At 30.2% G+C, this 21,992-nt stretch carries 18 protein-coding genes; 6 read left to right on the forward strand and 12 right to left on the reverse strand.

Annotation, left to right across the window (positions count from 1 at the left end; translation table 4 throughout):
* Positions 1–94: 94 nt before the first annotated feature.
* The 8 genes from C4B25_RS00885 to C4B25_RS00920 all read right to left on the reverse strand — a co-directional run bounded on the left by C4B25_RS00885 (position 95) and on the right by C4B25_RS00920 (position 11,337).
* Complete coding sequence (locus tag C4B25_RS00885) at positions 95–1,342, reverse strand: ABC transporter ATP-binding protein (RefSeq protein ID WP_131613184.1); 1,248 nt, start codon at positions 1,340–1,342, stop codon at positions 95–97.
* 2 nt (positions 1,343–1,344) lie between these two features.
* Complete coding sequence (locus C4B25_RS00890) at positions 1,345–2,634, reverse strand: sugar ABC transporter permease (RefSeq protein ID WP_131613185.1); 1,290 nt, start codon at positions 2,632–2,634, stop codon at positions 1,345–1,347.
* Positions 2,634–4,649, reverse strand: a complete 2,016-nt coding sequence (locus C4B25_RS00895) for a carbohydrate ABC transporter permease (protein WP_131613186.1) — start codon at positions 4,647–4,649, stop codon at positions 2,634–2,636. The genes C4B25_RS00890 and C4B25_RS00895 overlap by 1 nt, the downstream gene beginning before the upstream one ends.
* Complete coding sequence (locus C4B25_RS00900) at positions 4,642–5,175, reverse strand: hypothetical protein (RefSeq protein WP_131613187.1); 534 nt, start codon at positions 5,173–5,175, stop codon at positions 4,642–4,644. Before C4B25_RS00900 ends, C4B25_RS00895 begins: the two co-directional genes overlap by 8 nt.
* A gap of 1 nt (position 5,176) precedes the next feature.
* Positions 5,177–6,850 carry a hypothetical protein gene (locus C4B25_RS00905; protein ID WP_131613188.1) on the reverse strand — a complete coding sequence of 558 codons (1,674 nt, stop codon included), beginning with the start codon at positions 6,848–6,850 and terminating at the stop codon, positions 5,177–5,179.
* A gap of 13 nt (positions 6,851–6,863) precedes the next feature.
* Positions 6,864–8,822: an alpha-amylase family glycosyl hydrolase gene (locus tag C4B25_RS00910; RefSeq protein ID WP_131613189.1), complete on the reverse strand. Its 1,959-nt coding sequence runs from the start codon at positions 8,820–8,822 to the stop codon at positions 6,864–6,866.
* 89 nt (positions 8,823–8,911) lie between these two features.
* A complete protein-coding gene (locus tag C4B25_RS00915) occupies positions 8,912–10,585 on the reverse strand; it encodes a glycoside hydrolase family 13 protein (RefSeq protein WP_131613190.1) in 1,674 nt (557 codons plus the stop codon).
* A 107-nt stretch (positions 10,586–10,692) separates the two neighbouring features.
* Positions 10,693–11,337: a winged helix-turn-helix domain-containing protein gene (locus tag C4B25_RS00920; RefSeq protein ID WP_131613191.1), complete on the reverse strand. Its 645-nt coding sequence runs from the start codon at positions 11,335–11,337 to the stop codon at positions 10,693–10,695.
* A gap of 139 nt (positions 11,338–11,476) precedes the next feature.
* Here C4B25_RS00920 and C4B25_RS00925 point away from each other — a divergent pair, with 139 nt between their 5' ends.
* The 3 genes from C4B25_RS00925 (at position 11,477) to C4B25_RS00935 (ending at position 15,136) form a co-directional block, all read left to right on the forward strand.
* Positions 11,477–13,135, forward strand: a complete 1,659-nt coding sequence (locus C4B25_RS00925) for a glycoside hydrolase family 13 protein (protein WP_131613192.1) — start codon at positions 11,477–11,479, stop codon at positions 13,133–13,135.
* Between the two features lie 83 nt (positions 13,136–13,218).
* Positions 13,219–14,103 (forward strand): ABC transporter ATP-binding protein, encoded by an 885-nt coding sequence (locus C4B25_RS00930; protein WP_168380654.1) that lies wholly within the window; start codon positions 13,219–13,221, stop codon positions 14,101–14,103.
* Positions 14,090–15,136, forward strand: coding sequence for a hypothetical protein (locus tag C4B25_RS00935; protein WP_131613194.1), 1,047 nt, complete (start codon positions 14,090–14,092; stop codon positions 15,134–15,136). The genes C4B25_RS00930 and C4B25_RS00935 overlap by 14 nt, the downstream gene beginning before the upstream one ends.
* A 54-nt stretch (positions 15,137–15,190) precedes the next feature.
* On the opposite strand, the gene C4B25_RS00940 is transcribed toward C4B25_RS00935, so the two are convergent.
* Together C4B25_RS00940 and C4B25_RS00945 are read right to left on the reverse strand one after the other, a co-directional pair.
* On the reverse strand, positions 15,191–15,766 hold the full coding sequence (locus tag C4B25_RS00940) for an isochorismatase family protein (RefSeq protein ID WP_131613195.1): 576 nt from the start codon (positions 15,764–15,766) through the stop codon (positions 15,191–15,193).
* Positions 15,767–15,993: 227 nt separating this feature from the next.
* Positions 15,994–16,797 carry a Cof-type HAD-IIB family hydrolase gene (locus C4B25_RS00945; protein WP_131613196.1) on the reverse strand — a complete coding sequence of 268 codons (804 nt, stop codon included), beginning with the start codon at positions 16,795–16,797 and terminating at the stop codon, positions 15,994–15,996.
* 103 nt (positions 16,798–16,900) lie between these two features.
* On the opposite strand from C4B25_RS00945, the gene C4B25_RS00950 reads away from it, so the two are divergent.
* From C4B25_RS00950 to C4B25_RS00960, 3 genes are read left to right on the forward strand one after another with little or no spacing between them, the layout of a single operon-like run.
* The gene (locus tag C4B25_RS00950; protein ID WP_131613197.1) at positions 16,901–17,230 is read left to right on the forward strand and encodes a hypothetical protein; all 330 of its coding nucleotides are present in this window, start codon (positions 16,901–16,903) and stop codon (positions 17,228–17,230) included.
* A gap of 38 nt (positions 17,231–17,268) precedes the next feature.
* Positions 17,269–18,333, forward strand: coding sequence for an alkaline phosphatase family protein (locus tag C4B25_RS00955; protein ID WP_131613198.1), 1,065 nt, complete (start codon positions 17,269–17,271; stop codon positions 18,331–18,333).
* An 18-nt stretch (positions 18,334–18,351) separates the two neighbouring features.
* Positions 18,352–19,665 carry a hypothetical protein gene (locus C4B25_RS00960; protein WP_131613199.1) on the forward strand — a complete coding sequence of 438 codons (1,314 nt, stop codon included), beginning with the start codon at positions 18,352–18,354 and terminating at the stop codon, positions 19,663–19,665.
* Between the two features lie 20 nt (positions 19,666–19,685).
* Here the strand turns inward: C4B25_RS00960 and C4B25_RS00965 are convergent, their stop codons facing one another.
* Complete coding sequence (locus C4B25_RS00965; RefSeq protein WP_131613200.1) at positions 19,686–21,239, reverse strand: ABC transporter permease; 1,554 nt, start codon at positions 21,237–21,239, stop codon at positions 19,686–19,688.
* Positions 21,232–21,972 (reverse strand): ABC transporter ATP-binding protein, encoded by a 741-nt coding sequence (locus C4B25_RS00970; RefSeq protein ID WP_246004286.1) that lies wholly within the window; start codon positions 21,970–21,972, stop codon positions 21,232–21,234. Before C4B25_RS00970 ends, C4B25_RS00965 begins: the two co-directional genes overlap by 8 nt.
* Between the last annotated feature and the right edge of the window lie 20 nt (positions 21,973–21,992).

Here is a 21,992-nt window from a genome sequence, read left to right on the forward strand (position 1 = left end):
TTTCCCATATGAATCAACTAAACCCTTAATGTAATAACAAGCATTTTACCTACTTAAAAGTTTAAAAAAAACACCATTTTATTGGTGTTTTTGATTATTTAGATGAATTCTCAATTCTTTCTTCAAGTTTCTTAAGTTTTTTCTCTCTTAATTTCATTTTCTTGAATAATTGTTTTTTCATTTTTGTTTCTGTTATTGAAGATTTTAAAAATTCTTCGTGTTTTTTTCAAGCTTCTGCAAGTTCTTCGTAATTTTCACAAACTCTTTGTTCGGTATCTTTATCAAAGAAATGTGCTGTTCTTAAATCGAAATCAATATACATCTTGCTTTTGATTTCAACTCAATTTGGAACCAACACCCTAAGAACCATCCCACTTGTTTTAACTCTAACTATCTGATCATTACCTAATAATTCAGTTGACTCAGTTAGTATTTCAATTGGGTTTTTCATCCCTGTTTTTTTAGGTGATAATGAAATGTTCGAAGGTCTAATACCAAATACAACCTTTTTACCTTCTCATTGTTTGTCAAGTTGCTTTTTATATGTTGTACCCACTTCGAATTTGAAATCATCTTTCCCTGAATTGAAAACACCTTTTGAATAAGTACCTTCTACAAAATTCATTGTTGGTGAACCGATGAATTTTGCTGCAAATATACAGTTTGGCTCATTATAAATCTCTTTTGGATGTGCTACTTGTATAATTCTTTGATTATTCATTAAAACAATTTTAGTTGCCATTGTCATAGCTTCTAATTGATCGTGCGTAACATAAATAGTTGTTGTACCAAGCATTTCATGTATCTCAACTATTTCAACACGCATTTTCTCACGAAGTTTAGCATCAAGATTTGATAAAGGTTCATCCATTAAGAATATTTTGGGTTTTTTTGCAATAGCTCTACCAAGCGCAACCCTCTGTCTTTGCCCACCTGATAAATCGGAAGGTTTGTTATATAGGTAATCGTAAAGATTCATAACTTTTGCAACATCCCTAACTCTTTTTTCAATAATTGATTTTTTTTCATGTTTTAACTTTAATCCAAACGCAATATTATTAAAGACATTCATGTGTGGGTATAGAGCGTATGATTGGAATACCATTGCAATATCTCTATCTTTAGGTGCTAATTCATTAACACGTCTCCCATTGAATAATAAATCACCCTTAGTTATAGAGTTAAGACCTGCAATCATACGTAAAAGTGTTGTTTTACCACAACCAGAAGGTCCAAGTAATACAGTGAAGTCTTTATCTGCTATATCTAAATTAATATCATTAAGAGTGTAAGCTTTGTTACCCTCATATTTTTTTCCTATCTTTTTAATTTCTATTTTCATAATTAACCTTTCACTCCTCCTGCTGTCATTCCTGATTGGATATTTCTTTGTAACACCATAAATAGTGTTGTAATTGGAATCGCAACGATGATCGCTCCCGCTGCAAAGTATGTCTCTTTATTGTCGCTAATCAATGATTGTAGACCTACAGCAAGTGTTCAATCATCGGGTTCTGGAAGCAGTAATGCAGGTAGAATGAAATCAGCGAAAGGTGTAGCGAATGCACCAATACCAACTATAACCAACATAGGCCCCATTAAAGGAAGCAGTATTCTATAAAATAATTTAAATTTTGAACAACCATCCAATTTAGCTGCGTCATCAATTTCAGTAGAAATTGAGTCTAGATAACCTTTTAAAATAAAGATGTTACCAATAACCCCTCCTGCTCCATAGATTAAGATTAGATACATCAGTCTACTCATTCCGAATCCTAATGTAAATATTTGAGATAAAACAATATGTGTTATTAATCCGGCCATAGCAGGAATTAAACCAAGTGTCATAACTAAAATAAGTGAAGTTTTCTTACCTTTAAATCTATTTCTTGAATAAACAAATGCAGCAAACGAAGAGCCCAATACAACAATTATGAATGTAATAGCTGCAACGTATAAAGTGTTTAATAATCAATCAAGATATTTTGTGTTTTTAAATAATCCAGAAAAATGCTTGAATGAGAATGAAAATTTATCTGAAGATGTAAGTGTATCTGTCAATTCTCCATTAAATGTTGTTTTTAAAATTTGGTAAAGTGGTCATAATATTATTAATGATCATAATATAATCACAAAGTAACTAATTGCCAAAGAGGCAGTTTGACCAGCCTTCATAGGCATATTATCTGATAGTCATAAGTCTGACTCCGGTAAGTTATCCTTATTTTTTTCTCAAAATACTTCAAATTCTTTAGTTCTTTTAATTTTTATTTGGAAATAAATTAAGAATATTAACGATATGAATAATGAAGGAATAATTAATACAATAGCTAACGACATAATGTTTTTCTTTTCCATTAGCAATTGATAATCATTTAATTTTCTTTTTGATAAAAGATTAAAACTTATGAATAATCCAATCAATCAAAATGCTGAAAATAGCAAAGCGTATATTGGATAACCGAAATAAGAGGCTTTCTCTATTAAAGTCATCACTCCAAAGAACGGCAATATAAATGTCATTAAGAAGTATCCCAACAAGATAGAAGTTAGAACTATAGAGACAATTGCAGTAGTCTTTATGGCTTGTTTTTCTCTGCTGAAATAACTTTTAAAAGTTTTATTTTCTTCCATTAGAATGCCTCCTTAAATGTTTTAGTTCTTAAGAATCCAGCAAGACCTATACCCCCAAGAATTAGAGATATTAGAAGTACGTATGCTGCTCCAAGAGCTGGTTGTTGTTTATCCCTAACAAGTTTAAATACATACGAAAGAAGAATATCTGTTTCTCCAGGTCCAGCTAAATCCTGACTATTAACAGGTCCACCTTCATTAAATAGATAGATCAGACCGAAATTGTTGAATCCACCAACAAATGCCCCAATTAATAGTGGTGCAATTTGATACATAAGTAACGGTGCAGTTATTTTACTAAATTTTGTAAATGAGTTTGCTCCGTCAACATCGGCAGCTTCATACAATTCTTGTGAAATTGACTGCAACAGTCCAGTAACAAGTAAAAACATTCCTGTGAAACCTAATCAAATATTAATCACGAAAAGAAGTGATTTCAATGTTGATACATCAGTTTTTCATTTAATATCACTAAATTGAGCATGTGTAGCTGCATTCTCCAATTTATCAACCCATGGGAATAAAATCGGAGATATTTCTTGGTTGAACATTCCATTATTTGCAAATATTATTTTGAAATAAAGGATTGTTATTAAACCAGGTATTGCAGTAGGTAATATATAAATTAATCTAATTAATTTTTTACCTTTAATACGTTTGTTGTTAACCATTAATGCAAGCCCTATACCTGCAACTGTTGAAGTAAGTGTTGCACCAAGACCTCAAATAAATGATCAAGATAAAACATTAAGGAATCTTTTACCTTCTTGTCCTGAGAAATCAAATATCCTTCTTAAGTTATCAATACCTGATCAAGTAATTAAATCTCCCGGAGGTACGTGACCTACCTCACCATAGTTTGTAAAGATTATAACTATTGATACAACAAGGGGTAGGATTGTTGCGAATGTTATGATTAAATACAATGGAAATGTAACGACATATGAGAATCCATCTTCTGAAAGATATTTCCTAGTCTCTTTTCATGTATTTGGTCGAGAACCTTTTTCCATTGCTTTACCAACAATGTAAGCGTTTCTGACCGATATATAAAGATATATGGCATACAACGCTAAAAATACCGTTGTAACTATACCTTCTATCAAAAAGTATCTTGAATCATCAATGATAGGTTCTGAACCTAAAGTAAATAACCCCCTAAGTCCTTGACCGTGTATTTGCATATCAGAAACTTCACCGAATTTACCTAACGCAAATATTAAAACAAATGCTAGGAAAATTGATGAAAAGATTGTTTGAATAATTCCTTTGATATATTGTTTGTTAAGAATTGTACCTAATCCAGGTAATAATGCATTCATACCAACAGCAAATCAACGCCTACCTTTTATTTTGCTTTCAAATGGATTTTTCTTATTAATATATTGCAATTCAGCTCTATGTTTTTTGTTTAGGTTTTGACGACCTTTAATTAATCTGTATGAATCGAAAATAAAATTTTCTCTTTTATTGTATTTTTCTTCTAACATCTTAATTTGTCTAACGTCTGATTTCGCAAACATTTTTATTCTTTTCTTTTCTGCTTTATATGCAGCTCTCGAAACTTTTTTATTATCTCTTAAAGATTTTATATTTTCTAAATCTTTGATTTTTTTAGAGTTTATTGCATTTATTTCTTGTTGTGCTTTTGAATCATTTGTTTCAACAGCTTTAACCCTAATATCTTTTGCACTTTTTGAGAAGTTTATCCAATCTTCTTTTTGCATTTTGAATTTTTTCTTAAGATAATCTAACTTAACGTTTGCAATTTCAAACTTACTTAAAGCATCATAATCAATTTCTTTTATCTTTTCATAGATAAACGCTTGTTTCTCTCAAAAAATCAATTGTTTAATTTGAATGTTTGTTCATTCCTTTTTATCGATGTTGCTTTTAAAGTCTTTTTTCGCTTCTCTTTTCATTTTTGCAATCATTTTAAAGTGCTTAAAATAATTTGAATTAATCAGAGGTTCAAAACTTTCTTTTTCACCACTTATAAGTTCTTTTTTATCCATGTTTCATCCTTTCTTTTCCTGCTCTAACTCTTTCGATGTATTTAGCAAGTAAATTTTTTCTATATCATCTTAAGTCCATTGCAAAAGATATTAAAGCTCCAATTGGAACTATCAATACCAATGAAATGATTATGTGTTTTCACACCTGATCATTCATGAATGAAACTTGTATTGCAATCATAGCGATTAATAAAGCTATTCAGAACAATGGAAATACTCAACCATACCTAATTTTTTTAATCCCTAAATAAGCTACCAATATAAGTATTAATCCAATCATTACACTACCAATATATTTCATAATATAAGAAAGTCTAACAATAGTATAAGCCTGTGAAAAAGCGCTTATTTTATGCTTGTGTTGGTATTCAGAAACAATCTTCACAAAAGTTTCTTTTGAGAAGAAAGTTGCCATTATCACGATAGTCATAGCAAATATGTATAACGCTATCCCAATTGAGATCCATTTAAATTGTTCAGGCTCTACAGAAATTTTCTTTCTGGTGTGATATCAATTACTTTTCATTTTATTTAGCCATCAATTCTTTAGAAAGAGATACGATACCAGATGTAAATGACTCATAAGTTAATGACTTATCAAGAGTTTTAAGTGATTGAGTCATCATAGATTGGAAATTTTGATCCATTCTTAAATGATGATATTCTTCTGGTAAATTATTTTGATTAACAATGTATTCAGCACTGTGGTTAGAAATAAATTTAATTCCTGCACGAGAAATGAATGTTCCATTTGAAACTTCACTCGAATTATCCCTTGAACTAATGAAGTTTTCAACTTGTTTATATCATTTCTTCTGAGCATCAGTTCCAAGTTGGAATTCTAAAATGTGTCTTATAGCTTTTTGCTTTGGAAAATTATTTATATTCCTATTATTAACACCATACAACCATCCATTCATATAGTGACGCATTGCATTGCTATATAAAGTTCCGGGTGCTGCAGTATAAATGAATTTTTCTAAATTACCATCATATGTAGATGAATTTACAATCCCTTTATCTTCTCATGGTCCACTTATATAAAAGGCAGCATCACCTTTTTTAAATCTATCTTTAATATCAATATTAGCCTCTGCTGAAGCATGATATAAGTCATACAACGTTTTAGTAATTTTATCTTGTGGCTTAGTTGGGTTGGAAGGATATTTGGTTGATAACTCACTTCAAAATGAAGTTTTTTCTTTGTATTCACCAGCGGCAGAATCTTTTAAGAATCTTTTGTCTTGTGGTTTAATCGAAGGTGTTGAGTTGATGAAAGCATTTTTAGGAGAGAACTGAGAGTAGATCAATGGATTGGTGAATCAGAAGTTTTGATAATCCAATTCAAGAGCTGTCGCATATTGTTTTGCATCTCTTTTCGCCATTTCTCCAAGTCTCTCTAATTTAAAATGTTTAGAGAAGAAATCTGCAAATTCATCCCGTTTCTTGTCATTTGAAACTACAAGTGGTAATCCCTTAGGATTTCCATATACTTTTTGAATTTCATCTCACGTTGGATTCATTGCAACTGATTTTAATTCTTTTGCAGCATCAGCTATTTGTGTTAGTCCAAATAACTCTTTAAATTCATCTTCTGTATCGAAAATTTCAAACATTTTTTTATAATTTATAAAACTTTCTACTGTTTCTACTTTCAAAGGTATTCCAACATTTGATCCCACACCTTGAACAGTTTCTGACGAAATCCCATGTTTGAGACCCCCTTTGGAAGTCACCTCATCAGCAAAATATTTATTTGGTTGCGCTAAATCACTAAATGCACTAGGGAATTTTTTACTACCCCTAAAATCTAACAATGAATTCATAACCTTTAAACTTGACATTTTATCTGCTTGATAAAATATAATGTCTGGATTTGTAGGTTGATTAAATCCTTGAGTTCTAATTCTAGATGTTACATCTCCACTACCTAAATTAGTTCATTTGATATCGTATTTGGCAGCTTCTTCTGGAAATTTTTCTTTTCATTTTTCAACTGATGATTTTCATATATCTCTAATTGCATGTGATACATATTTATTCCCGTTAGCGTCTGTCATTTCTCTATCTTCAGCATTGATAACAATCGTAGATCTTAAATCAACTACTGAGCAAGAACTAAGTGCTAAAGCAGCTGGTACTATTGATGTCAATCCCAACGAAAGTAAAACACCTTTTTTTCCTTTTTTTGTTAACTTCATACATCGCTCCTTTTTATTCTTGAATAAGAATAGTCGAATTACCTTGTAACTCACCTATTTTATTAACTTGTTTTATTTTATTATCAAAAAGTATCTTTCCATTAGATTCATATTTATATAAAGTATCTTTAAAATTATGAATAACTCTAATTTTCCCATCATTTGTTTCTACTCTGAAATCAATCACACCCTCATCTTTTGAGGTGTAAATAAATTCATATGCTTCATTAATCTCTTTGGCGTTCTTAAGGTTAAAATATTTTGTACTAAGTCTAAATTTATTAATTTTAGAAATAAAATCGTGTATATGTTTCTTAACTTCGCCTTGAAGATTGTCCCAACGTAAACCATTAACATAGTCTGTTGTTTTATATGTATTTTCATTAAATTCCGTTGTGCCTAAATTAAAAATATCGATTGCAAGATCAGTTTTATGACTTCTTTCAGAGTCTTGACCAGTTACATCATTAGGCTTTGTATAAAGCAATTCAGTTCCTTCAAGGAATAATGTTCTACCTTGTAAGAATTGTTGCATCATAATTACTTGTCTATAATATTCAAACTTAGTTTCTTTATCACCTTCAACTGTTAAATTAACTTTATCTCACATTGTGTGACCATCGTGGCAAGCTGTGTAATTTAATAAAACACTTGTGTTATTAGTAAATCTCGTGTATTCTGTGTTTGATATATCCCTCAAGTTAAATTTAGACTCTTTAATATTTCCAATAATACCAGCTAAATAATTTGGGAATTCTTCTAAATTACCTCCAATTACACCTAAAGCAAAACCTTCACCGTCATCCTCTCCTTTGATGGCATTTCTTGTGGTGTCATTAAAATAACCAAAATCAATTTCGTTATCTGAATGACCCTTTATCATTGCATCATCATATGATAAATCAGATCATGGTCAAGCTTCTCCATGTAAAATTATGTTAGGTTTAATGGCTCTCAACTCTTTTGTTAATTTTTCGATAGTTATTTTATCTGTAAAGCAAGATAAGTCAAATCTAAATCCATCAACATCATAACATTCAACAAAATGCTTTAATGAATCAATTATGATCCTTCTAGCCATCAATCTTTCAGAAGCAAAAGCAGGTTGATCAACAGGTTTTATTTCACTACCCTCCCTGAAATAATAACCTGGAATAATGTTATTTAAAATAGAGTTGTGGAACATATGGTTATATACAACATCGTTTATAACTTTAATATTGTTACTATGCATATAATTAACCAATTCTTTAAATTCATCTATTCTTGAATACGGATTTTTAGGGTTGGATGAATACCACCCATTAATTGAAAAATAGTTGTGTGGATCATAACCTCAGTTATAATTCGTCCCTCAACCTTGACCCATACCTTTTTTTAAAATTATTTTATCCGATTCATCTAATGTATAGCAATTATGTATCGGTAGGAACTGAATGTGAGTAATATTCAAATCTCTCAGATGTTCTGCAAATTTAATTTCTTTTAAAGCGTTAAATGAACCAGGTATCTCCACATCTTCCCTTAATGAAGTTAAATCTCTAACATGAGCTTCGTATAAAATGGGTTGGGGTTCATTGATTTTATTTAGTTTATAAAGTTTTTTTATTTTATTTATTTTAACAAATGCTGCTTTTCCGACATTCCTGTTATGTCCTTCTCAGTTGAATGAAGCCATAGACTTTGCATAAGGATCTAATGCATATGTAATAGCGCCATTTTCCTGCTCTATTCTATATTGATAATAATAACCATCTAAGTCATCTTCTAATTCTCATTTTCAATTAGGTAATTCAAATCTACCTTTGATTGTTTTTATTTCTTTATTTTGGTCATCTTTATCAAAAATTATTAACTCGACATTCCTAGCAAATGGATGTCATAAATTAACTATTCATTTATTTCCAACTCTATTTGCACCATAAATCGTTTTTAAATCCGCGTGTTCTTCATATTCTTGTCATTTTTTCATTTTCTCTCCTACTATTGCATTACAAATATTATAGTTTCCACACACTTCTTTCTTGCTATGTCATATCAAGAAAAAATACCTTGTGGTATTTATAAAATGGCTTGATTATTAATGAAGACTATATCATTTTCTATATCGATATATATTTCTGTACCATCTTCTCAAGTGAATCTTAATTCATTGGTTTCAATATTAGTTCAACGAATATTCCCTTGAATAACTTCATTTCTTTTTTGTCTAATCTCATTCAGTTTTTTTATTAGTTTATATGTTTTGTGTTCTGAATGATCACTGAAATCCATAGGAAATCTATTATCGCTATCATATCTTCCAATTTGATTATATTCATCTCCATAATAGAATGAAATTGAACCAGGTATTAAGAACATAAATGCAAACATAGCTCTTATTATTTTTTCATCCTTTACAATGGATGTTATTCTATCAACATCATGAGAACCTACCAAAGTAAATAAACCTGCGTTAATATAGTCTGAATATAAATATTTTTGTTTTGTGAAGACTGATTTAAAATCTGAAATTGAAATATTCTTATAAACCATAGCTTCCAAGATATTTGTTCTAAATGGATAATTCATTGACGTATCAAACATATCCCCTCTTAAAAATGGAATAGCGTCATATCAAACTTCCCCTAGAATAGCACAATCAGGATTGATATTTTTGACTGTGTTTCTAAAGAATCTTCAAAACGTAAATGATGGAGCATCAGCAACATCCAATCTTCAAGCATCAATTCCTAAAGATGTTCAAAATTCTATTACCTTTTTAAAGTATTTTTTCACACCTTCGTTTTCTCAATTAATTCTTGGCATAGTTGGAGTATCCCCAAATGTCTCATATGCTTTATTCTTTTGAAACTCCCCAAAATCGTAATCCATCGCATTTTTCAAATTATTAAAGTCTTTAACTCAAAATCAATCTTTATATTTTGAATTTGCTCCGTTTTTTACAACATCTACTCAAGGTTCAAACTCATATCCCGAATGATTAAATACACCATCTATCATTATTTTCATTTCATTCACATGACAAACTCTAATTAATTCTTTGAAATCTTCTATAGTTCCAAATTGCGAATCAATTTCAAGGTAATCAATAGTGTCATATTTGTGGGCTGATGTTGCTTTAAAAACAGGATTAATATACAGACCTTTGAATCCCAAATCTTTAATATACCCTATTTTTTCAGTAATACCTTTAATATTACCTCCAAGCACTTCCAAATGCTCTGGTCCGTCAGTTTTAAATTTCAATTCCTTTTCAGAACTTGCGAATCTATCAGGGAAAACTTGATATCAATCTGTTTGAGTTCATCATTTAGGGGGAACATTTAGTTTCCCTTCGCACGCGTATCCTCATGTGAACCCTAATGCATGACCATTAATATTCTTGGTTCAGTCACGAACTCCTTGTTCTCCAAATAAAAATTCTTCACCATTTCTATCTGTTAATTTAAAATAATACTTAAATCGTTTATTACTATTGTACATCGTAAATTTATAATAATCGAATTCACCATCTGTTTCATATTTCTCAATAACATCAGAATTCTCTTGCATTCATATATGCTTAGATTCTGTTGAATTAGGATCTTGCACTCAATGGAAAGGGTCTCCGTAAATCAACTCCACCTTTTTGATATCGTCTTTTGCAGTTCTTAATCTTATATGGAATCCATTATCCTTTGTTTGATAACCATAAATTCCGTCTGCACGGTGGAATATTGCTATTTTATTCATATTTTTCTCCTTAAACTTGCTATTGAATCAATCATACAACTTATATATCCAAGAATTTTAATGTCATTACAAATTAAAGAGATATTAAAAAAACAACTTTCGTTGTCTTAAAATGGTCTTTCCTTTTTCACTAAAGAATACACGTCATGAGAGATAACACTCCTACTCAAAGCAAGAACCTCATCACTTCCGTAATAAATTTTATATTCAACTATTTGCATCTCATTCCCAAAAGTATCATCCTTCTCAAAATGAATAAACCTTGTGATTGACACTAATATATCTTTACTATTGATAAAGTCTGTTAAAGAGACATCTTCCTCAAAAGGATTAAGAAATTCAAGGTACTTAGATAATCACACTTCACTAACAAGGACTTTCTTTCCTTTTGAATACATTGTTTTACAAATAATTTCATTTTTAGCCACGAGATTTTTAGTGGCTAAGAATTTCTTGAAATTCTCATTTGGTTTTACTTTTGTCAGTTTAGATTCATTAACATCATACTGCAAATGATATGGGTGAGTTATTCCTGAAAATCACTCAGCTACAAAATAACCTTGATGTGGCTTTGAGTAAACAAGATCCATTTCTTTCAAGATTGAAAATACTTTATTAGTAATAGCTCTTGAAACATTAAATTTTATAGATAATTGTGCTTCACTCGGTAATTTCTCATTTGCTTTGTATTTCCCTAACGTAATTTCCTTAGCTAGTATTTTTATAATATCTTTAGTTGTATATATTCTCATATTGTTGTAATTATATCACTTAGTATGTTTTTATTGTTTCTTTGGTGGTTTAAAGTGAAATCTTGACATTACAAGATTAATAGTTCAATTAACATTTCCAACTTTATTGATTGATATGATTTAAGTGAAAGAGGTAAATATGATTTTAGAAACATTTGAACATAGGGCAGTCAGTCCTTTTGTTAATCAAAAAGAAAACGGAAAAGTTGAAGTAACTTTTAAAATAGGAAAAAATAAATTAAAAAGTGCAAAAGTTTATTATGGTGATGCATTGGGACTTTACATCGATGGTAAGTGATTTTGCAAAGAAGGTGAATTTAAGAAAAAGGGAGAAGGTACCCACGGTGAATATTGAAGCGTTGAAATGGATCACTTTACAAAAAGATATAGATATGGAATTCTTTTAGAGACTCTAGAAGGCGATGAATATTTAATTGGGGAAGTGGGTTTAATCGACGGAAAAGATCAAATCAATCAAGAAGGAAATGGTTTCACTTTCAATTATTGGAATGATGCAAACAATTTAAATACTCCCGAGTGATACAAAAGTATAAATTGATTCCAAATTTTTCCTGATCGGTTTAATAAAGTTGGAAATGATAATGAAAAATTTGCAAAATGAGAGAATTTAAACCCAAAATCACACGAGTTATATGGTGGTAATATCAAAGGAATAATTGCAAAGCTTGAGTATATAAAATCTTTAGGATTCTCCGGGATTTATTTAACACCTATCTTCGAATCTGATACATCGCATAGATATAACACTAAGGATTATTACAAAATTGATCCTGTATTAGGTAAAGAAGAGGACTTTCAAGAACTTATAAACAAAGCACATAAACTTGGTTTAAGAGTTATGTTGGATGCTGTTTACAACCACATAGGTTCTCTTTCTGATATATGACAAGACGTTTTAAAAAATAAGGAAAATTCAAGGTATAAGGAATGATTTTGAATTAATGACTTTTCAAATCTTAAACAACCTAACGAATATAAAGAAGGGGAATTCCAAAAAACATATCCTTATGAAACTTTCTCTTTTGTTAGTGAAATGCCAAGATTAAATTGAAATAACCCCGAGGTAACTGACTACTTATTAGATGCTACAAAAAAATGAACAAATATGGGTATTGATGGTTGAAGATTAGATGTCTCATTTATTCCTTCGTATGATTTTTGAAGAAAGTTTAAAAATTGCGTAACTCATATCAATCCCAGCATAGTGATAATTGGTGAAGTTTGATGAGATTCGATAAATTATCTCCGTGGGGATATGTGACATGGAGTTATGAATTATCCCTTAAGAAAAATTATTATTGAATACGTTAATTCTGAAAAAGCACTCAACGATAAAAAAAGGTTTATATTTAGATTTAATGAAATTTCATATCTATATACACCAGAACAACAATGAGGTATGTTTAATTTAATATCATCACACGATATTTTAAGAGCTATAACCTTATTTGAAAATGATGTTGAAAAATTCAAACTTGCAGCAGAGATGCTATTTATAATGCCAGGTTCAACCTCGACATACTATGGCGAAGAAATTGGTTTAGAGGGCAAACACGATCCCGACAATAGAAAACCAATGCCTTGAGGAATAATTAGGCATGATTTTAAAGATTTTTACAGGGAACAAAATGCTTTAAAAGAAAAACTTACAAAACGCACTTCAATCTTTAATAGATATTTTGCCAAACTTATTAAAGGGAAAATAGTGATTGAAAATGGAGTGGATGAATTTATTTTTGACAAAAGATTAGAAAACTACGACGCATTAATCAAGTAATGCCCGTAGTTTTTTTGTATCAATATAAAATGATTATTATTTTATTAAGGAGGTATTTGATAAAATTAATTGAAGGAGATTTCATGTCATTAATAATTAAAAATGTAACAAAGACTTTTGGCGATAATAAAGCTTTAAATGATGTTTCAATTGAATTTAAGGAAGGTCAAATAACTGGATTGATAGGTTTTAATGGTTCAGGGAAAACAACTTTATATAATGTAATCTTGAAATTCATCGAAAAGCACGAAGGTGAAGTTAGATTAGATGGTAAACCTATAACAAAGAGTGATTTAAGGAAGTTTACATTCCTAGGAGCGGGTAGTGAAACCAAAAATGCAACAATCGTTAAAACTTACTTATTGCAGATTGCAGATCTTTATTTTGTGCCTAGAAAAGTTGCGCTTAAGCAAATAGAAGAGCTTGCAAGTCAAATGGATTTTTCGCAAAATTTAGGGAAACCGATTAAATCACTTTCAAAAGGTAACCAACAAAAAATTAAAGTAATAGCATCTTTCTTAAATCCTAATGCGGAATACATAATTTTAGATGAGCCTTTTGATGGGTTGGACCCATTAATGGTTCAAAAGATTGCACACCTTTATATGAATCTTAAAAACACAACCATAATCATTACATCACATAGGATGGAAGTAGTTCAAGAAATGTGCGAAGAATTTTACGTTATAAAAGATGGGGTAATTATCGATTCTAAAAAAGTTGAGCAAAAGACAATTATGGTTCAAGTTAATAAAGAAGTTAATTTATCAAATTTAAAAGAACTTGAATGCGTCAATAAGATAATTGCTCGCGATGATAATCAATTAATTGAGTTAAAAGGAATTGAATTCTACAAAACTTTAACTGAATTACTGATTAAAGATAAAAACTATATCTATTCAACAATAAAAGAAAAAAACATTGCTGAATCGGTATTCTTAGGATATGGAGATAATGATGGAAAATAAAACAACGCCGCAAACAAGAAGTCATGGTAAAAATGAATACATACGTGAATTGAAAGTTGCTTCTTCTTCATTTAAATCTCAATTTAGTTTAAGTAAATTACTAGTTGCCGCGGTCTTAATTGTCTTGATATTGCTTGGACCAATCATCTTGATAACAACCAACAATATAGAGGAACATCAAATTAAAAAAATCCAATTGATCGTAGGAAAGATTTCTCCAGAAAATAAAGCATTAATAGAAAAATCACTCCCATTCCCATTGGATGCTTCTAAAATAACCGATGCCAACATACACCAACTAATTGAGTTCCTTGAAACTCATAAAGGATTAGCACCGATATTTGAAAAAATGGGAGTTACAAAAGAATTACTTCAACGTGCCACCATTTCAGGACTTTCTTTTGCATCATTAGCTCAAGTTTTCTCAACAGCAATCCTTTATGCATTAGGGTGAGGTATATTTTCAGCTTTAAAAGATAAAAATATGATCGATAAAAACAGAGTTATGTATATGAACTTTTCAAAACACTCAGTTCTTTTTTGAAAAATATTAGCAGAAACAGCGATGTTCATATTTATAGTTATTGTTGCAGATGGATTAGGGATGTTACTGGTATCAACTATAGGTAAGGGTGAGATTAGTCATGATTTAATCAAACAATTGAGTATTCAACTTATTGCAATAACTATTTTCTACTTTTTTATACAAATAGGAATGAGGTTGATCGTTTCAAAAATCCAATCTAAATCAATAAAAGGTATCGTCTTAGCGATTTGATTATTATCAACAGCATTTTTATACATAGTACTTTCTATTGTGTTTGGAGTAAAACCAGAAACAACTAAAATAATTATCGATAATAAATACTTATTTGCTTTCCTACCAATAGCCAACATTGTTGTACTTCCCTTGGTATTATATGGAACACTCCCTTTATGAACTGTTGTTCCTTTCATTATTTATTCTATAATTCCAATTATTATAGTTTGAAAAGGACTGACATCTTCAGTTAAGAATTATCTATGCAGTTAAGAACTAGTTAGTTCTTTTTTTATTTCCAAATTAAAAAAACCATCAAGTGACGGTTTAGTACTTTATTAATTTTTCTTTAAATGCATTTAGTGTTGGTTCGATATTTGCTTCATCTATATATTTGATCAATTCTTGATTTGCAAATACTTCGTATCCAAGTTCCGCAGCATCAAAAGATGTATGTTTTATGCAATATTCTCCAGCTACCCCAACAATTTCAATTTCTTTAATTTCTTCTTTTTCGAAGATTTTTTTAACATCTTCATTTCAATTGCCATTAGCGTCTTTAAAAACTGAGTAAGTCCCAATCATTAAATCATCACCTCTTGTAACCTCGTATCCCACTTTATTCAATTGTAGTCTGTTATCCAATTGTGCTCCATGTGTATTCTTGATACAATGTTTCGGTCATAATGACCCTTGCAATGATTGGTCTCAAGTTGAGTCTTTAAATGAAATATGATTTTTCGGGTGTCAATCTTTAGCTGCCATAATAATTTGGTCGCCACTTATGTAATTCTCTATTTTTTTGTTTATACCTTGGATGATGTCTGAGAACCCGGGAACTGGCAAGGCCCCATTTTCTGAGAAATCATTTTGCATCCCTACAATTAGTAAACATTTTTTCATTGAGTTTCTCCTCGTTAAATCTTGTTTATCAAGAGGACTTATTTGTCCTACTTTTCAGCAAATGAACAAGATATTTTTATCATCATTCTATATTTTAAGTAAATATAAAATTCTTTTATATTTGGCTTTTATTACCGATATGTATTATACAATAAAATAAATCAAAAAGTAAAGTTTTTCACCCTATTACTCTAATTTTAATCATTTATTCAAAAAAATAAAAGATATTATCTATCTTTTTTTGTTCTATGTAAATAATCCATAATTGCCATACCTACACCATTTTGATTATATGCTGTTGTATTGTATTTGGCTCATTCTTTAACTATCTTCGGTGCGTTAGCCATGGCATAAGAATATCCTGCAAGTTTTAACATTGTTTCATCGTTAGCTGAATCACCTATCGACATAACATCTTCAACTTTTGCGTTGTGACGTTCACAAATGATTTCGATAGCGTGCGCTTTTGATACGCCAGGTTTAGTTACTTCAATATGTATAGGCTTCATTCTCGCAACAGTTAATCCAAGTTCTTTTAATGAAAGTTCTAATTTATCAATTTTCTCAGTATCATAATCGTAAAATTCAATTTTAAACATTTCATCAACAACTTCATCCGAAACGATAATTTCCGGTCCTTTTGAAGCCATGGCTGCTTTAATTATTTCTCTCGCTTCATCAGAAACATATTTATTACAATAAATATTCTTATCATTTCATCAATTAGCGTGAACTTCTAATTCATTAGCTAATTGCAATGCTTTATTTGTCATTTCTTGTGACAACATATTTTTATGAATGTATTCGTCGGCTACTAAATCTACAATTCCTGCTCCATTTGAATTGATTAAGTATTTAGCACCCAAATCATTTGCTAATTCTTTAATTGCTTTAAAGGCACCATTACCAGTAGCAATATTGAACATAACAGATGCTTTTTTAGCTTCTTTGATCGCAGGTTTTAATCCTGGATGTATTTTGTGTTCAGGACCATATATTGTCCCGTCTATATCTGAAAATATTAATGACATAAAATAATTATAAAACAAAACACTTTATCATTGAATTATTTGTAAATAAATATAATCATAAAAAAAGAAAATACTTTTAATAATAAATTATAATATTAGTAATATGAGACCAGTTTATAAGAAAAGACATAGATTCAATTGAAAAGATTTAATTAGAATTAGTTTAGTTGCAACTGGTTATTATTTGGCCTTTGCAGTATACACAACATTCTTCTTAGCGCTTAGATGAGCAATCTTTGGTGGTGCATTTTTCGTAAAACCAAGTGAATATAATTGATGATTAATTTACGGAGTTGTTATTTCACCAGGCATCAATGCTATTGCACACTTAATTTATTCTGAAACTGGTTGATTAAACTATAAAGCATTTATTTGAATTCATTCAGTAATAATTGCAATAGTGATTCCATTAATAATTTTTATATGATTGTAATAAACAGGGTTCCTGTTTTTTTAATGTAAAATAATAATATGAAATTCAAACTTAGTAAAAGATTATTATTAGCAACAACCATAACCTTAACTCCTGTGGTTGCTTTAACTTCCGTTTCTTGCGGGAGTAAAAGCTCCGAAGTTGACCCTTCCAATCACACAAGAGTTGTATGAGTTGGTATAGATGGATTTTCTGCCAATGTTTGAAAGCAACATAAAACTCCAAATATAAAAAAATTATTAACTAATTCAAATTACTCTATGGATGCGCAAGATATAATGCCTTCTAAAACATACCCTAATTGAACAGCTTTATTCACTTCTATGAAGCCAAATAAAACTGGGATAGAATCGAATCCAGGATCTGTGTTCGATTCTAAATTGATTAAAAAACCAACCAAATGGAATAACGATGGCAAAGGAGTTGCCTATTCAATTTTTGATGCTATAAAAGAGCAAACTAAATTAAAGAGTGCATTTGTCTACCCATTAATTAAGGACTTTAATATTACTAAAATCATAAGTAAGGATGTTGCAGATTTATATTTTGCAGAAGGTGATTTAAATAATAAAGAAGAATTTATCAAGGTTCAAGCAGAGGCGATGCAGAAAAAGAAAAGCAATCCTTCAATGAGTTTCTCTTCAATTGCGGCTTATGTTGCATCAGAATTAACTGACAAATACTCAATTGAAAAAGCTGGAGACTTATTAATTAATCAAAAATCAGACTTTACATTCTCTTATGTTACAGGTCTTGATATAAGAGGTCACGCATTTGGGTGAGGTTCGAAAGAGTATTTGGAATATATGAACAAAGTTGATGCTTATATAGGGAAGTTGATAGATACAATTCAAAATTATAATAATTTCAAAAATACCATCTTTGTGTTGACGGCGGATCATGGTGGTGTGATAAATGGCAAAAACCACGGAAACAATACACCTGACGAGCGTACCGTTCCAATAATAATTCACAATGGAAATCAAATTAAATCAAAAAATTTAGGGATAATATCAAATCTTGACGTTGCTCCAACTTTAGCAAAATCACTTAAATTAAAATCAAACTCGGAATGAGAAGGAAAATCTCAAAAACTAATTTAACAAAGAAAGAGGGTACTTATGGAATTAAATAAAAAACTTAAAAAGAAAACTTTATTATCTTTAGGGGCTATAGCAATAGTTTCAACCCCACTAATCACTGTAATGTCGTGTGGTAAAAACACTGGTAATTCTTCAAAACGAGGAGTTAGAGAAGATGAAAACAACACCTCTTCGAACAACTCTAATGGTTTGGATACAGATAATGTTTCTTTAAAACGTATTGAAGAGGATTTGAGTAAAGTCAATAGGAAAATTTCACGAGAATTAAAAAGGCCTAAAGGTTCTTCTAAATGAATTACTAAATTAGAAAAACAAAACTTTAAAAAATTCTACGCTGATCGGGATTTTGTATATAATCCAAATGCCGTTTTTCAAAAGTCTCCAAGGACAATCATAAATGGTTCTCCCATCATTCAAGGTTTTATTGATGATGATTCTACCATCCAACTACCAAATAAATATAGGGGTACAATAGATACCAATAATTTAAATCCTGAGTTGTTCGGAATGACTAACTTAGAAAGTTTTGTTAAAAGCAACAATGGTAAATTAATTCTCTCTGTTATTAAAGGCACTGAAGATGACTCAACAGGAACAATTGGAATTAAAGCAACTATGAGCTTTAATAACAACAAGGAAGTTGTTGAGGCGGAATATTTAGTTGATGGTTTTGCAATTACAAAAGATATTGAAATGGATGGAAATAAATTCACTTCGATATCAAGTATAATCAATGCTTTGAATGAAAAAACTCATTTAGATTTTGAGAAAAAAGTTGCCATTATGACTCCTCAAGATTTAAAGAATGAGTTAATTGATCTTTATAACAGAACTTATGGTGGTAGACTAACAATTATTGGTACATACAATGGTAAAACAAGTGCTGTTGCACTTGATAGAAATACAATGTTAAATGATTTAATCAATGCTTTTGGCGATGTCTCTAAAACAAAGAGATATGATGGAACTTGAATACAATTAGGTTTAAGTATCGCTACACACCCAGGTGAAGTTAAAGTTGGTAAGTTAGTTGATTTATTCAAGGAATATTCCAATGATTTACCACGAAATGAAGATAAGGATGATGTCGCTGGATTACTTGGTAACTTGCCTGCAGGAGTTATGAATATGTTCCCAAGTCTTTTAAAACTTTTCTCTCAAGTGGCGAATGGTGTAAAAACTATGCCTATGGTATCTGATTGAGCTAAGAATACACCCGATAATACAACAATAAGTGAATCCAATCCAAAGGGTAATACTTATGAAGAAAAAATAAAAGATCTTAATCACATATTGGTGCGTTGAGTTCTTAAAACAGGTAATTGAAAATAACAGACATAAGTCTGTTATTTTTAATGAGAATCTTTCCTCGAAATTATTGTAACCGAACCTGCAACAATTAATAATGTTAATATTGTTCATACAATGTATGTTCCTTTTTTATCAATGTATTCAACAGGTAATAGTATAGGAACTTCTTCCCCATCTTTAATAAGTGTTAAATCATAGGGATTACCAAATCGATTTATGAATCCTAAAGTTTTTGGTGATTTCAATAAAGTTTTAGAATTTATTTCTTTATTATTGATCATTAACGATCAACTCATTAGTGATCACCCATCAACTTTGAATGTTGATAGTGGTTGCTTATTATCACCTATTAGCATCCCTCTTCCATATTGCAAATTAGCTTCTTCGTTTGTTAAAGAATCTATTATACGAGTTGTTTGTTTAATGAATTTTTCCAATAAAATAACATCTTTATCAGTTGAATGTTCTTTTGTAGCACTTACAAATAACATTTGCTTTACGAAACTTCATGAATTAAATGTAGATGAAATGTTCCTGATGTTTTTTAAGTATTCAAGTGAGTTATTTTGACTGTTGGGGTTGATGTTCATGATTCCAGCAGTTGATTCTTTCTTTGTTGAAGTCATTTCCCCTCTAAAACCACTTGATATTAAAGGTGTATATTCTTCACCACCAATCTTAATAGTGAACTCATTTGCCCTCCTATGATAAGTTATAGTTTTTTCAATTCATTTTTTACCTTCATTAGCGAATTTTGTTTCGTATGTTACATCATACAAACTAGAAATCTGATATCACGGATCAAAGAAAGCTAGTGTTTTATAAAGAGAATTTTGTTTATATTCATCATATTTATATTTGAAGTTAGGTACAAAAATTGAATCTTTATTTATAAAGATGGTATTCTCACTATCTTCATCTATGTATATATCTTTTTCCGAACCTGTCGCTATATCTTCAAGATTTTTACCCGCTTTTACATATGCTGGCAATAAATGTGATGCTGGCATTTGAGGTTTAACCGTTTGTGAGAGAATGATTGAGAAGGAAGGGACAAATACTGCAGCGACGGCCGCTAAAAGAAGGATTATCTTTTGAGAAGCTACCGTTGAAACAATAATAAGAATAGATGATACAGCAAAAAGTATGGTTATATTACCTATGAATATTGAAATACTGTAATCTCATATTAAACGAGAGTCTGCCTTTGAATCCATTAACGCAACGAGTGAAGTGGCTATAAATAAAACAACTGAGAAATATACTATTAAAACCCAAATAGATATAAACTTCGAGAAAGTTATTTCTTTTTGTGAAATTGGTTTTGAAATATAAACAATATCTAAACCAGTATCTTTTGGCTGCCTGAAGATATTAACAACTTTCAAAGCAATGAATATAACTGAAATCGCAAACACCGTTATAAATGCATACTCATTACCTTTTCTTATAAAGGATATACCTTTTTCAGAAAAGGTACCGAATACTTGAGCGTATGTCAATATAGAATAAATGATTATCCCGAATATAGGAATTAAATAAGTACTAAGCTTAAGAAATTCATTTCTTAATGTGTATCTAACTAATTTAAACATTAGACACCTCCTTAGGTTTAACACTTTCTAAAAAAGCATCAACCAAAGTTCTACCATTTTTAAATGTATTAACATCACCAGAAAAAATAACTTTACCTTCAGATAAGATTGTAGCATCATTTATAAAACCATCAAGTTCAGCTAGGATGTGCGATGTAATAAATACAGTAACCCCATCTTTGTTCAATTTTCTTAAATCATCAAATAATTCAGCACGAGCTATTGGATCTAAATTAGATGCTGGCTCATCCATGATAATTAAACTTGGAGAATTAATCAATGCTTGAATTAAAAGGATTTTTTTCTTTTGTCCCGATGATAATCTATTAGGATTCTTTTTAGCTAAGTGATTAACCTCATATTTATCTAATAACTCTTTAACTCTTTGTTTCGAATCCCTTAACGTCATACCGGATAGATTACCCATGTAAGTCAAATATGTTAATACATTTTGTGCAATTGGGAATATCGGCCTTTCAGGAACATAACCGATTATATTTTTTGTTATTTTTAATTTTGAAGATAATCCATCAATGGTGATTTCCCCCTTGTATTGATTGTATGCTCCAATTATTGCTTTGATAGTTGTGGTTTTACCAGCACCATTAGCGCCTAAGAAACCATGAAACGAACCCCTCTTAACCTTAAAAGAAACATCATCAACCACAGTTGATTTACCAAAGCTTTTTACAAGCCCTTTAACTTCGATGATGTTCTCTATAGATTTAGACATAAAACAATTATATAAAAAAT

It is taken from the genome of Mycoplasma todarodis, from assembly GCF_004335995.1.
Lineage (GTDB): Bacteria > Bacillota_I > Bacilli_A > Mycoplasmatales > Metamycoplasmataceae > Mycoplasma_K > Mycoplasma_K todarodis.